Here is a 13420-nt window from a genome sequence, read left to right as displayed (position 1 = left end):
GCCTAAGCCTGCCATGGCCCACGCCCGAGAGCACCTCGAGTTCGCACCACCGCCCGCGCCAGGGATGCTGCGCGCGCTGGTGCTGGCGGTGCTGGCCCACGGCCTGCTGTTGGGCGTATTGACCGCTGGTATCGCCTGGAAGCGTGAGGCCACGCCGGTGACCGTGGCGGCTGAACTGTGGTCGGCGCTGCCCCAGGAAGCAGCGGCACCTGCGTTGCCAGACCTTCCCCCCGACGCGCCCGAAGAAGCGCCGCCGCCGACTGAGCCCCCTCCCAAACCCACGCCGCCCACCCCTGCGCTAGTGCCCCAGCCCCTGGAACCACCCAAGCCCGACCCGCGCATTGCGCTAGAGAAAGAGGAGACCCGCAAGCGCGAAGAAAAGCAAGCCCAAGAGGCACAACGCAAGTTGCAGCTAGCGCAGGAAAAGCGGGACAAAGAACAGCGTGAGAAAGCCCAGCGCGAGAAAGTGCAGCAGGACAAGGAACAGCGCGCCAAGGAGCAACGCGAGCAAGCCCGCCGCGACGCGGCCAAACAAAAAGCCAAGGAACTGGCAGAGCGCAAGAAGCTCGAGGAAATGCGCCAGCAAAACATCCAGCGCATGGCCGGCCTGGCCGGCGCAGGCGGCACCGGCAACAACGCCAACAGCAGCGCCTTGCGTGCGTCTGCGCCCTCGGCCAGCTACGTTGCCCGCGTGGTGGCCCGCATCAAGCCCAATGTGGTCTACACCGAAACGGTGGTTGGCAACCCGACCACCGAGATTGAAATCTTTACCGCCGCCGACGGCAGCATCACCAGCCGCAAGGTGGTCAAGTCCAGCGGCAACCCCGACTGGGACACTGCCGCACTCAACGCCATCGACAAAACCGCCGTGCTGCCGCGCGATGAAAACAACCGCGTGCCGCCGTCGATGCTGATTGTGTTTTCGCCCCGGACCCTGGTGGGGCCTTAGTCGTAGGCGATGGTGGCCTGGCCTTGGTCGGCCTGCGCGCGCCAACCGGCCAAGGCGGCGTCGCTGGGAAAAAAGCGGGCGCTGTCGTCCAGCGCCAACACGGCCTCGGCACCTTGTACGCCGTCGGCAGCGGCGGGCAGCTGGCGCTGCAGGTGCAGGCGAATGCCCAAGCCGCGCACCAGCTCGCCTTGTTCGGAGAGTTCGCGCTGGGCTGGAAACTCCTGCAACAAGCGCGCCACGTCGGGCGCGCGGCCGTTGACGGCCACCCGCAGGTACTTGCCAAAGCGGCAGCGCGCTTGCTCCAGGCTCCAAAGCTGCTGCACCGTGAACTGCATGCCACCCGAAAACCGGTCGGGCTGGGCCTTGCCTAACACCACCACCAGTTCGTCATCCTTGAGGCGGCCTTTGTGCTCGTTGATCAGCTTTTCATCGGCCCGCGCTTCGATGGTGGCCGACGTGTCATCGAGCTTGAACAGCGCCAACTTGCCGCGTTGCCCGTTGATGATGCGCAAATCGCCCACAATGCCCGCCAGCAACTGCGGCTCGCGCGTGTCTTGCAGTTCTTCGATGGGGCGCTTCACAAACTTGCGCACCTCGGTGGCCACCTCGTCGAACAGATGGCCTGACAAGTAAAAGCCCACCGCCGTTTTTTCTTGGGTCAGTCGCTCTTTCACGCTCCAGGGCAGGGCCTCCACCAAGTCGGGCTCCTGGGTGCTGGAGCCGTGGCTGTCGGCTTCACCCAGATCGAACAAGCCCACCTGGTTGGCGTTGGCGGCGGCGGCGGTCGCGAAGTCAAACGCCCGGTCGATCGAGGCCACCAGCGCAGCGCGGTTGCGCTGCAAGGTGTCGAACGCGCCTGCCTTGATCAGCGCCTCGACGCAGCGCTTGTTGAGGCGGCTACGCTCCACGCGGCAGCAAAAGTCAAACAAGCTGGTGAACGCGCCTGACTGCCCGCTGGGCCCGCGCCCCTCGCGCGCGGCCACGATGGCCTCGATCGCCTGCTGGCCGGTGCCCTTGATGGCGCCCAGCCCGTAGCGGATCTGGGTGTCGGAAATGGGCTCAAAGCGGTAGACGCCGCGGTTGATATCGGGCGGCTCAAAGCGCAGGCCCATGCTCTGCGCATCCTCGAACAGCACCTTGAGCTTGTCGGTGTCGTCCATCTCCACCGTCATGTTGGCGCAGAAGAACTCCGCTGCGTAGTGCACCTTGATCCAGGCCGTGTGGTAGGCCAGCAAGGAATAGGCAGCGGCATGCGATTTGTTGAAACCGTAGCCGGCAAACTTCTCCATCAGGTCGAACACCTCGTCGGCCTTGGCTTCGCTGATGTTGTTTTTGGCGGCACCGGCGCGAAAGATGCTGCGGTGCTCGGCCATTTCTTCGGCCTTCTTTTTGCCCATGGCCCGGCGCAGCATGTCGGCACCGCCCAGCGAGTAGCCGCCCAAAATCTGCGCGGTCTGCATCACCTGCTCTTGGTAGACCATGATGCCGTAGGTCTCGGACAGCATGTCGGCCACCAAGGGGTGGGGGTACTCAATCGTCTCGCGGCCGTGCTTGCGCGCCACGAAGCTGGGGATCAGGTCCATCGGGCCCGGCCGGTACAGCGCGTTGAGCGCAATCAGGTCTTCCAGCCGGGTGGGTTTGGCGTCGCGCAGCATCCCTTGCATGCCCCGGCTTTCAAACTGGAACACCGCCTCGGTCTTGCCCTCGGAGAACAACTGGTACACCGCCTTGTCGTCCAAGGGCAGGTCTTCGTAGGTGAACTGCTCCATACCGGGGTGGCGCTGGCGGATGAGGTCGCGCGCGATCTCCAAAATGGTCAGGGTGGCCAGGCCCAGGAAGTCGAACTTCACCAGCCCAATGGCCTCCACGTCGTCCTTGTCAAACTGGCTCACCGCCGAATCGCTGCCGGGCTGCTGGTACAGCGGGCAAAAATCCGTGAGCTTGCCCGGCGCGATCAGCACGCCACCGGCGTGCATGCCGATGTTGCGGGTCATGCCCTCGAGTTTGCGGGCCAATTCCAGCAGGGTTTTGACGTCCTCCTCCTTGGCCTCGCGCTCGGCCAACACGGGCTCGGCTTCGCTGGCGTAGGTGAGCTTGTCGCTCTTCTTGCCGTCTTTGGGTGGCAGCTGCAGCGTGACGCTGGTGCCGGGCTTGTTGGGGATGAGCTTGCTGATGCCGTCGCAAAAGGTGTAGCTCATGTCGAGCACGCGGCCCACATCGCGCACCACACCGCGCGCGGCCATGGTGCCAAAGGTGGCAATCTGGCTGACCGCATCCTTGCCGTATTTGTCCTTGACGTAGTCGATCACCAGGTTGCGGTTGGTCTGGCAGAAGTCGATGTCAAAGTCGGGCATGGACACCCGCTCAGGGTTGAGAAAACGCTCAAACAGCAAGTTGTACTGCAGCGGGTCCAGGTCGGTGATGTTGAGCGCATAGGCCACCAGCGAGCCCGCGCCCGAACCACGCCCCGGCCCCACCGGGCAGCCGTTGTTCTTGGCCCAGTTGATGAAGTCGCCCACGATCAGGAAGTAGCCAGGAAAACCCATCTTCACGATGGTGCCGATCTCAAACTCCAAGCGTTCCAGGTAGCGCGGCGTCTGCAGCTGTCGCTGCGCGGGGTCCGGGTACAGGCGCTCCAGCCGCTTGTGCAAGCCTTCCGTGGACACATGGCGAAAGTAGGCCTCGGCCGACATGCGCTCTCCGTTGACCAAAGGCGTGGGGAACTCGGGCAGCTGCGGCTTACCCAGCACCAAGGTGAGATTGCAGCGTTTGGCAATTTCTACCGTGTTGGCCAGCGCCGAGGGAATGTCGTGGAACAGCGCCTGCATCTGCGCGCTGGACTTGAAGTACTGCTCGCGGGTGAAGCGACGTACCCGCTTGGGATTGCCCAAGATTTCGCCATCGGCAATGCACACGCGGGCCTCGTGGGCCTCGAAGTCGTCGGGCGCGGTGAACTGAATGGGTTGGGTGGCCACCACCGGCAAACCAATGCGCGCTGCCAACTGCACGGTAGCGGCCACATGGGCGGCGTCATCGGCGCGCCCCACCCGCTGCAACTCCAGGTAGAAGCGGTGTGGAAACACGCCGGCCAATTGCAGCGCCGCCTCGTGGGCGCGGGCCACATCGCCCTGCACCAGCGGGCCACCCACCGGCCCAGCCTGCGCACCCGAGAGTGCAATCAGGCCCTCGCTGCATTCGCGCAACCACGCAAACTTGACCACCGCTTGGCCTTTCACCACATGCTGAGTGTGGGCGCGGGTGATGAGTTCGGACAGGTTGAGGTAGCCCTGCTTGCTTTGCACCAGCAAAACGATGCGGGTCAGCGCCGCCGGATCGGCTCCCAGACCTTCGAGCACGATTTCAGCGCCGATGATCGGCTTGACACCTTTACCGCGCGCCTCACGGTAGAACTTGATGGCGCCAAAGAGGTTGTTGAAATCGGTGACAGCGATGGCCGCCTGCCCATCTTGCACGGCAGCTGCAACGACCTCGTCGATGCGGCAGGTCGAGTCGACCACGGAAAATTCGGTGTGCAAACGCAGATGGACAAACATGCAGCCATTGTAGGTTTTGCGCACCGCCGAGCCGCCCCAGGCGGCACGTAAAATCCGCCGCGTGAACGTGCTCAATATCTCCTGCTACCGCTTCGTCGAACTCTCCGATCCGCACGCGGTGCGCGAGGCCTTGCAAGCCCGGGCGGTGGCGCTGGAACTCAAGGGCACGGTTCTGCTAGCGCACGAGGGCATCAACCTGTTTTTGGCGGGTCGCGCTGAGCAGGTGCGCGCTTTCGTAGCCCAGCTGCAAGAGGATAGGCGCTTTGCCGGCATCGCCCCGAAAGAGAGCTGGTCTGCCACCCAGCCTTTCAAGAAAATGCTGGTCAAGGTCAAGGGCGAAATCATCCGCATGAACCACCCCACGGTGCGCCCTGCCGAGGGCCGGGCCCCGGCGGTGGCAGCCGCCACAGTGAAGCGCTGGTTGGACCAGGGGCACGACGACAGCGGCCGCCCGGTGGTCACACTGGACACCCGCAACGACTTTGAGGTCGACGCCGGCAGCTTCGAAGGTGCCATCGACTGGCGGCTGACCAAGTTCAGCGAGTTCCCGCAGGCTTTGCGCGCGCACCAAGCGGACCTGCAAGGCAAGACCGTAGTGAGCTTTTGCACCGGCGGTATCCGTTGCGAAAAAGCCGCCATCCTGATGCGCGAACTCGGGCTGGACTCGGTCTACCAGCTTGAGGGCGGCATCCTGAAGTACTTTGAGGAGGTGGGCGGCGCCCACTACCGGGGCGACTGCTTCGTCTTTGACGAGCGCCGCACCCTGGACGCCGGCCTGCAGGTCACTGCGCCAGCAACTGCTGCACCCGCGCCTGCAAGGCCGCCGGGCTGACCGCATCCATCGCCACGGGCTTGCCCACCTGCAATCCCACCCGGCTCCACACACCACGACGAAACGGTCGCACCATCGCCGAGCCGCGCTCAATGCGGCTGAAGAACGAGCCCCACAAGTTGGTCAAGGCCATGGGAACCACCTTCAGGTCCACCCCCTCGGCCTGCGCGCGCGCAAGAATCTTCATCACGCCGCCCTTGAACTCTTGCACAGAACCGTCCTTGCTGATGCCCCCCTCGGGGAAGATGCACAGCAAGTCGCCCTCGCGCAGCACCTTGGCCGCAGCATCGAACGCTGCCTCATAGGCCGCAGGGTCCTGCCCTTGCGGCGCGACGGGAATAGCTTTGGCCAACTTGAACAGCAGGCCTAACAAGGGCAACTTGAAGATGCGGTGGTCCATCAAAAAATAGATGGGCCGCGGACTGGCCGCCATCAGCAGCACCGCGTCCACAAAGCTCACATGGTTGCACACCAAAATGGCCGCACCTTGGGTGGGAATGTGCTGGTCTCCCACCACCTTGAAGCGGTACACCAGGCGCGACAGAAGCCATGCCAAGCAGCGCAGCAGGTACTCGGGCACCACCAGAAAGATGTAACCCGCCACCACCAGGTTGGCCAAGCCAGTGATCAAAAAGATCTCGATGATGCTAAAGCCAGCCGACAGCAAGGCACCCGCCAGCACCGAACTGGCCACCATGAACAGGGCGTTCAAGATGTTGTTGGCGGCGATGATGCGGGCCCGGTGCGTGGGTTGGCTACGCATCTGAATCAGCGCATACATGGGCACGCTGTACAGACCGGCAAACAGGCTCAGCAGCACCAGATCGGCCATGACGCGCCAGTGCGCCGGCTGCGCGAGAAACGCGCCCACACCCAAGGCTGCCGAGGGCGGCAGGCCCCGGCTGGCGAAGTACAAGTCAATCGAAAACACACTCATGCCCAAAGCGCCAATGGGCACCAAACCGATCTCCACATGGCGGCGGCTCAGCACTTCACATAGCAACGCGCCGGTGCCTATGCCCACCGAGAAAAGCACCAGCAAAAGCGAAGCTACGTGCTCATCGCCATGCAGCACATCCTTGGCCAGGCTGGGAAACTGGCTCAGAAACACCGCGCCGAAAAACCACATCCAACTGATGCCCAGCAAGGAGCGGAACACCACCACATTGCCATGCGCCAGCTTGAGGTTGCGCCAGGTTTCGGTGAACGGATTCCAGTTGATGGCAAGCGCAGGGTCGGTGGCGGGTGCCGCTGGCACCCAGTGCACCACCAAGCGCCCCACGAGCGCCATGGCAACGCAAGCGACGCCAACATAAACCGCACCCACTTGCGGCACGGCAATCAGCAGACCGCCCACCACATTGCCCAGCAGGATCGCCACGAAGGTGCCCATCTCGACCATGCCGTTGCCACCGGTCAACTCCCGCTCCGAGAGCACCTGCGGCAGGTACGCGAACTTGACCGGACCAAACAAAGTGGAATGCAGGCCCATCAAAAAGGTGCACAGCAACAGCACCGGCACATGCGCGTGAAAGAACCCCCAGGCCGCCAGCAGCATGATGGCGATTTCCAGGCTTTTGACGAAGGCCATCATGCTGCGCTTGTCGTACTTGTCGGCCAACTGGCCGCTGGTGGCCGAGAACAGCAGAAACGGGGAGATGAACAAGGCGCCAATCACCAAGCCCGCCATCGCCGGTGGCAGCCAGACCACCGAGATCTGGTAGGTCACCATCACAGTGAAGGCGAACTTGAACAGGTTGTCATTGGCCGCGCCGCAGAACTGGGTCCAGAAAAACGGGCCAAAGCGGCGCTGGGACAGCAGCGCAAACTGGTTGGGGTGCGTTTCGTGGGACGCCAGCGCGGGCGCGGCGCTCTCGGGCTTGCTGGGGGGTAGCGGCTGTTGCATAGCAGTCTTCTCAGTGTGCGACAGACGCGATTTAAACCGATGTTGGCCGAGCGGCGCTGGGCACGCGCTGCGCCGGGACAAGCAACTTGGGCATGGCTGCAAACAGCGGCAACACCACAGCGGCAGCCACCACATGTTTGAGGGTGTGGCCACTGATAAGTCCCAGGGTCAGGTCCAGCACCGCGTGATCGGCCATTTCAAACACCTTGGCCAGCAGGTACAAGCCCACCACCTTGGCCCACGGCAAATTCCAAGCACCTTCGGCCGGGCGGCGAAACGCCAACGCGGTGATCAGCAGCAACCCGCCGCCTTGCAACACCGCCCAAGGAAGCAAGTTGCCTGCATAAAGCCACCAGCACGCCGCCAGCGGCCCGACAGCCGCCAGCCCAGCCGCAACCCAAACACCGCTGCGCTCGCTGATGCGATCCGCCGCAGCCATACCTGCAAGGCCCGCAAACGCGACGACCATACCCAAGCGATCCAAGGTCAAGCCGACGTCGGTAGGTGCCCAGTGGTACACGCCAGATCCCAGGGCGGTCGCCACCAGCCCAACGAAAAACAATGCGGCCAGCCCCCAACGCCGGTCCAGGGGCTGCACTTGGGCATGGCGGCCGACCCGCGCGAGGCCCCACAAGCCGCCGAGTGCGAATGGCAGGTTGCTCAGCACATTGAGCGCCGAGGGCACGCCCCAGGCCGCGCGGTGGTCGGCGAATGCGTGGTAGTGGGGGTGCTGGGCCAGCGCGGGGCCAAATACTGCGACGCCAGCGGCGCACACGGTAGCCGCTAACAGTTGCCATTCGGTGCGAGAGAGCTTTGCTTGCATACCGGTTTCTCCTAGTGATTGAAAGCCACAGTGTCAGCAGCGCCAAAACGAAAAGCACCGGAAAAGAACCCAAGTAGCGTTGCGCTATCCTGCAAGTACATTCATTCGATACCGAGGTGGCATCCATGGGCGGCACAACCGACTTGATCCAAGCGCTGAAAAAGGAGCTCAAGGCGGCCCGCATGACCTACGCCGACCTCGGACGGGCCCTCGGTATGGCGGAGTCCAGCGTCAAGCGCATGTTTGCCAAAGGAGATATGTCTCTGTCGAAGGTGGACGCCGTCTGCCGGGCCTTGCAAATCGACTTTGCTGACCTGGCGCGCCAGGTGGCCGACCACCAGGTACTGCTGTTGGAGTTGACCCGCGAACAAGAGGCGATGGTGGTGGCGGATAAGAAGCTCTTGTTGGTGGCGATCTGTGTGCTGAGCCAATGGACCGGTGAGCAGATCACCCAGGCCTACCGCCTGACCGACGCCGAAGTGGTGGCCGCCCTGGCCAAGCTCGACCGGATTGGCCTGATCGAGCTACGTCCCCACAACCGCTACCGCTTGAAGCTGGCCAAAGCCTTTCGCTGGCGCCCCCATGGGCCGGTGATGGAGTACTTCCGGGACAAGGCCCTGATCGACTATTTTTCTGGAGGCTTCGACGGCGCAAATGAGGGGCTGCTGCTGGTGCACGGCTCGATCAGCCATGCTGTGGCCCCGGCGTTCATAGAGCGTATGCAGCGCGTCGCCCAGGACTTCGCGCAGCAGCATTTGGCAGACCAAAAAATGCCGGAGGCACAACGCACGGGTTACACCATGCTGCTTGCCATGCGCGGTTGGGAGTTTCGGGCGTTTACCACCCTGCGCCGCTGACGGTAGAGGCACGCACGTTTGCGTCTGCATGGTCGCCTTCAATGGCTCTGCGGCTGGCGCTACGCCCGCGGCGCTCAATGCACAGGGTTAAACAGTGTGCCTGGAGCCGCTTCGCCCCGCCGCCGACAGTCCCTGTCCGACTCACCCCGACAGAAGATGCCCCCACATGCCAAGCTCCCACCCAAGCCCCATCCGTGCAATGTTCAAAGTCGTGCTGCTCGCGACCGCACTTTCTCTGGTCGCATGCGCTTCCATTGAGCCACCCAGCTCCTTGATCGAAGACGACTTCATCCAGTCCAGCGAGGGACGATCTGGGGGCCTCTTCAAACGCAGCGCCAAACCGGCACAGGGTCTGGACCACTATGCGGGCGTGCGCACCGCGTACAAAAATGCCCTTGCCAACCCGCAAAGCAACGAAGCCAACCTCGTTTTTCTGACCGAGGGCATGGCCTTGGTGCAATCGAACTGCAGTGCCTACTTCACCCGGCTGGGCGCTGGCGCGCAGCATCTGGGATTTGCGCGCAAAGAAACCTCGCTCGCTGGCGGCTTGGCTGCCGCTGTCATGGGCTTGGCAGAGGCCAGCGCCACAGCAATTTCCGTGACGGCGTCGGCGTTTGGCTTCACCACAGCGACGATGGACAACTTCTCCGAGGCCTACCTGTTTGCGCCCGACATCCGGGCCACGCAAGACCTGGTGATGTCGGCGCTGGAAGCCCAGCGGACGATCGGCGCGAGGATCATCGACGGTGTGGGCAAGAAAGAACAGAATCTGAGCTTCACCCAGGCCAGCAAGTTTTTGTTGGAGATGGAAACCTACTGCCAACCCCACGGCATCCGCTCGCTGGTGACCAGCGCGGTCAACACCCAGCTGGCTGCGCCAGCAACACGCGCCGGCAGCAGCCAGACCTTGATCCTGCAAAGCAAACAGGGTTCAAGCACGAACCCTCCGAACCAATAAAGCTGCGGCGCAGGTCGCGCCGCAGCTGCGCGCTAGCACGCAGCCGCGGCCCAGCCTGCTCAATCAACCGCGCAGCTTGGCGGCCACTTCGGCCACGCGCTTGCCGTAGGCCTTGGCGGTGTCGAGGTCCCCCTGGGGGATATCCTCTGCCGGGCTGGTCGGACCGACCTGGGCCATCACACCGGAGTTGGAGCCGATGCGGTTGATGGTGCCGTCGTTCATCGCAGGCTGTCCCACCCAGACCATGCCTTGCTGCATGGCCAAGGTGATGAAGTACTGGATGGTGGAGAGCTTGTCACCGCTGGGGCTGGCCGAGCAGGTAAAGCCGCCGGCGACCTTGTCCTTCCAGGCACTGGTGAACCAGCGCTTGCTGGTGGCATCGGCAAACTTTTTGAACTGCCAGGACGCCATGCCCATGTAGGTGGGCGAGCCCATGATGATGGCGTCAGCCGCGTCCAGCGTGGCCCACTGCGCATCGGTCAGGTTGCCGTCGGCATCGATGGCCAGCAACTCGGCGCCGGCGCCGTCGGCAACAAATTGCGCCACCCGCTGGGTGTGGCCATAACCGGAATGAAAAACCACTGCTACTTTTGCCATGTCTAAGCTCCTTAGGGTTGCAATTGCGGCCTGCACCATGCAAGCCACCAAACTCAAAAATCAATCGGTGTGGGCACCGCTGCCCGCATGTCAGGCGCTAAGGTCAAACACCATTACCTGGGCCGCGTCACCTTCTGAGAAGGTCAGCTGGCTTTCGCCTTCGACCAGCAGGGCGTCGCCGGTTTCCAAGCGCTGCCCATTGACCTGCAGCGCACCGCGCATCAGGTGGACATAGGCCTTGCGCGCTGGGTCCAGCTGCAGGTCGGCGCGCTGGCTGCCCTGCAGGTGGCCGATGTACATGCGCGCGTCGGCGTGGATCTTGACCGAGCCCTGCGCCGCGTCGGGCGAGGCCACCAAGCGCAGCACGCCATCTTTCTCGGCAGCGGAAAAGTTTTTCTGCTCGTAACCGGGCGCGATGCCCGTCACATTGGGCGTGATCCAGATCTGGAAAAAGTGCGTCGTCTCATCGGGCGCGTGGTTGAACTCGCTGTGCTGCACGCCGGTGCCGGCGCTCATGCGCTGCACATCACCCGGCGGAATGCCTTTGACGTTGCCCATGCTGTCCTTGTGGGCCAAGTTACCCGCCATCACGTAACTGATGATCTCCATGTCGCGGTGACCGTGGGTGCCGAAACCGGTGCCCGGCGCGATGCGGTCTTCGTTGATCACCCGCAGGTTGCCCCAGCCCATGTGCGCGGGATCGTAATAACCCGCGAACGAAAAGCTGTGAAACGATTTGAGCCAGCCGTGGTCGGCGTAGCCTCGGTCTTGGGATGGGCGCAATGTCAGCATGGGCGCCACTGTAGCCCGCAGCTCTGGCCCAAAAGCGGTGGCAGATTGATGGCATCATTCAAAATGATTCAACGAAAATCCACCAACCATGCAGAGCCCACGCGACGTACTCACCCCCGACGCCCTGCGCATGCTGCAAACCATCGCCCACTGCGGCAGCTTTGCCGCCGCCGCCCGTGAATTGGGGCTGGTGCCCAGCTCGCTGACCTACCGGGTGCGCCAGATCGAGGACGCGCTCGACGTGCTGCTGTTCGACCGCAGCTCCCGCCAAGCCAAGATGACCCCCGCCGGTGCCGAACTGCTGCGCGAAGGCAGTCGGCTGCTGCTAGAAATCGACGCGGTGGCCAACCGCGTGAAGCGGGTGGCTACGGGTTGGGAGTCGCAACTCACGGTGGCGGTAGACACCATCGTCTCCAAGACCACGGTCATGGAACTGTGCGAAAGCTTCTACAGCCAGTCGCCGCCCACCCGCATCCGCCTGCGTGATGAAACCCTGTCCGGCACGCTGGAGGCGCTCACCTCCGGCCAGGCCGATCTGGCTATCGGCGTGGGACCGGACGCTGCCACCTCAGCAGGCGTGCACTGCAAGCCGCTGGGTGCAGTGCAGTTTGTTTATGCCGTCGCGCCCCACCATCCGCTAGCCAACGCGCCCGAGCCCATCAGCGATGACACGCTGCAAAAGCACCGCGCAGTGGCTGTGGCTGATTCGGTGGTCCGCGGCGGGGGCCTGACCTTTGGCCTGCTGAGCGGGCAAGACGTGTTCACCGTGGCCAGCATGCAGGCCAAACTGGACGCCCAACTGCGCGGCTTGGGCGGCGGCTATTTGCCAAGCTGCATGATTGGCCGCTATGTGGAATCGGGCCGTCTGGTCGTCAAGAAAACCGAGCGCGAGCGCGGCCTGGCCCCCATCCACTATGCCTGGCGCGGCGGCAAGGCGCCCGCCCTGGGGCGGGCCCTGCGGTGGTGGCTGGCGCAACTAGAAAGCCCCACCACCCGCGCCGCCCTGCTCTCCGCCAACGCCAGCGCCTGAGGCGCCGCCGCCCGTGTATAAAGCCCTCAACAAATCCAAACCCTGAAAGCAACCCAAATGACACACGCCAAACACTTCGCCATCGTTGGTGCCGGTATGGCGGCCATTGCCTGCGCGCGCACGCTGGTGCAAGCCGGGCACCGGGTCACCGTGTTTGAAAAAAGCCGCGGCGCTGGCGGGCGCATGTCCACCCGCAATAGCCCGTTTGGCACCTTCGACCACGGCGCGCAGTACTTCACCGTGCGCGATGCCCGCTTTGCCACCGCGCTGCAAACCGCACCCGGTGTGTGCCGTCCTTGGAGCGCCAACACCGTACGGGTGCTGGACGCCCATGGCCGCGTGGCAGCAGCCGGCCTGCCCGGGCGCGACCCCCACTGGGTGCCCAAACCCGGCATGAACGCATTGGTCACCCACTGGGCGCAGCCGCTGGTGGCTGCTGGCGCCTTGCTGCTGGAGACCTGCGTGACGGCCCTGGCGAGAGATGCCCTCAACCCCGCCCAATGGCAACTACAAACCAGCGGCCCAGGTGACACCAGTCAGGTGCACAGCGGGTTTGATGCGGTACTGCTGGCCACGCCCGGCCCACAAGCCGCAACGCTACTGCGCACCCACGCGCCTTGTGCCGCACTGGCAGGCCAGGCCGAGAGCTCGCAAGTGGCTCCGTGCTGGACCTTGATGCTCGCCTTTCCGCAAGCAGTCCAACCGGGGCTGACCACGCTGGGGCCGCAATGGAATGCGGCGCGCAGCACCCACCACCGCATCGCCTGGCTGGCGCGCGAGTCCAGCAAGCCGGGCCGCGGCGCGATTGAGCGCTGGACGGTACAAGCCAGCGCCGCGTGGTCGCAAGAGCACCTGCAAGATGACGACGCGCGGGTGGTCGCCAAAATGATCAAAGCCTTTGCCGAAGTCACCGGCATCCATGCCGAACCGGCGCACGCCCAGGTGCACCGCTGGCTCTACGCCAAGACCGAAAAGCCCTTGGGCGTCTCGCACCTGTGGGACGCCAAGCTGGGCGTTGGCGTGTGCGGCGACTGGTGCCTGGGCCACCGGGTCGAAGACGCCTTTGTGTCCGGCCTGGAACTGGCCTTGTCAGCCGCGTAATTGGGTTGCGACGTCAAGCGC

General features: G+C 63.9%; 11 protein-coding genes. 6 read left to right on the top strand and 5 right to left on the bottom strand.

Annotated features, from left to right (window positions below):
• Positions 1–13 precede the first annotated feature (13 nt).
• Positions 14–949, top strand: a complete 936-nt coding sequence (locus tag ACILRC_RS10490; protein ID WP_395669313.1) for a TonB family protein — start codon at positions 14–16, stop codon at positions 947–949.
• Here the strand turns inward: ACILRC_RS10490 and dnaE are convergent.
• Positions 946–4503: a DNA polymerase III subunit alpha gene (gene dnaE / locus ACILRC_RS10485; protein ID WP_395669312.1), complete on the bottom strand. Its 3558-nt coding sequence runs from the start codon at positions 4501–4503 to the stop codon at positions 946–948. The two genes, ACILRC_RS10490 and dnaE, sit on opposite strands and share 4 nt — an antisense overlap.
• Positions 4504–4555: 52 nt before the next feature.
• Here dnaE and ACILRC_RS10480 point away from each other — a divergent pair, with 52 nt between their 5' ends.
• The gene (locus tag ACILRC_RS10480) at positions 4556–5335 is read left to right on the top strand and encodes a sulfurtransferase (protein WP_395669356.1); all 780 of its coding nucleotides are present in this window, start codon (positions 4556–4558) and stop codon (positions 5333–5335) included.
• On the opposite strand, the gene ACILRC_RS10475 is transcribed toward ACILRC_RS10480, so the two are convergent.
• Positions 5286–7241, bottom strand: coding sequence for an MFS transporter (locus ACILRC_RS10475; protein WP_395669311.1), 1956 nt, complete (start codon positions 7239–7241; stop codon positions 5286–5288). The two genes, ACILRC_RS10480 and ACILRC_RS10475, sit on opposite strands and share 50 nt — an antisense overlap.
• A gap of 31 nt (positions 7242–7272) precedes the next feature.
• On the bottom strand, positions 7273–8064 hold the full coding sequence (locus tag ACILRC_RS10470) for a hypothetical protein (RefSeq protein ID WP_395669310.1): 792 nt from the start codon (positions 8062–8064) through the stop codon (positions 7273–7275).
• Positions 8065–8189: 125 nt separating this feature from the next.
• On the opposite strand from ACILRC_RS10470, the gene ACILRC_RS10465 reads away from it, so the two are divergent.
• Both ACILRC_RS10465 and ACILRC_RS10460 read left to right on the top strand, forming a co-directional pair.
• Positions 8190–8921 carry a helix-turn-helix domain-containing protein gene (locus tag ACILRC_RS10465; RefSeq protein ID WP_395669309.1) on the top strand — a complete coding sequence of 244 codons (732 nt, stop codon included), beginning with the start codon at positions 8190–8192 and terminating at the stop codon, positions 8919–8921.
• 166 nt (positions 8922–9087) lie between these two features.
• Positions 9088–9879: a hypothetical protein gene (locus ACILRC_RS10460; RefSeq protein WP_395669308.1), complete on the top strand. Its 792-nt coding sequence runs from the start codon at positions 9088–9090 to the stop codon at positions 9877–9879.
• 63 nt (positions 9880–9942) lie between these two features.
• Here ACILRC_RS10460 and ACILRC_RS10455 read toward each other — a convergent pair whose 3' ends face one another.
• A complete protein-coding gene (locus ACILRC_RS10455) occupies positions 9943–10476 on the bottom strand; it encodes a flavodoxin family protein (RefSeq protein ID WP_395669307.1) in 534 nt (177 codons plus the stop codon).
• A gap of 90 nt (positions 10477–10566) precedes the next feature.
• Complete coding sequence (locus tag ACILRC_RS10450; protein WP_395669306.1) at positions 10567–11268, bottom strand: pirin family protein; 702 nt, start codon at positions 11266–11268, stop codon at positions 10567–10569.
• Between the two features lie 88 nt (positions 11269–11356).
• Between ACILRC_RS10450 and ACILRC_RS10445 the strand changes: the two genes are divergently transcribed.
• Both ACILRC_RS10445 and ACILRC_RS10440 read left to right on the top strand, forming a co-directional pair.
• Positions 11357–12298, top strand: a complete 942-nt coding sequence (locus ACILRC_RS10445; protein ID WP_395669305.1) for a LysR family transcriptional regulator — start codon at positions 11357–11359, stop codon at positions 12296–12298.
• Positions 12299–12355: 57 nt separating this feature from the next.
• Positions 12356–13399: an NAD(P)/FAD-dependent oxidoreductase gene (locus ACILRC_RS10440; RefSeq protein ID WP_395669304.1), complete on the top strand. Its 1044-nt coding sequence runs from the start codon at positions 12356–12358 to the stop codon at positions 13397–13399.
• Positions 13400–13420: the final 21 nt, after the last annotated feature.

This window comes from Rhodoferax sp., from assembly GCF_044236835.1.
In the GTDB taxonomy this organism is placed as follows: domain Bacteria; phylum Pseudomonadota; class Gammaproteobacteria; order Burkholderiales; family Burkholderiaceae_C; genus Allorhodoferax.
The sequence above is the reverse complement of the archived record's forward strand: the minus strand, read 5'-3'. Positions and strand labels throughout refer to the sequence as shown.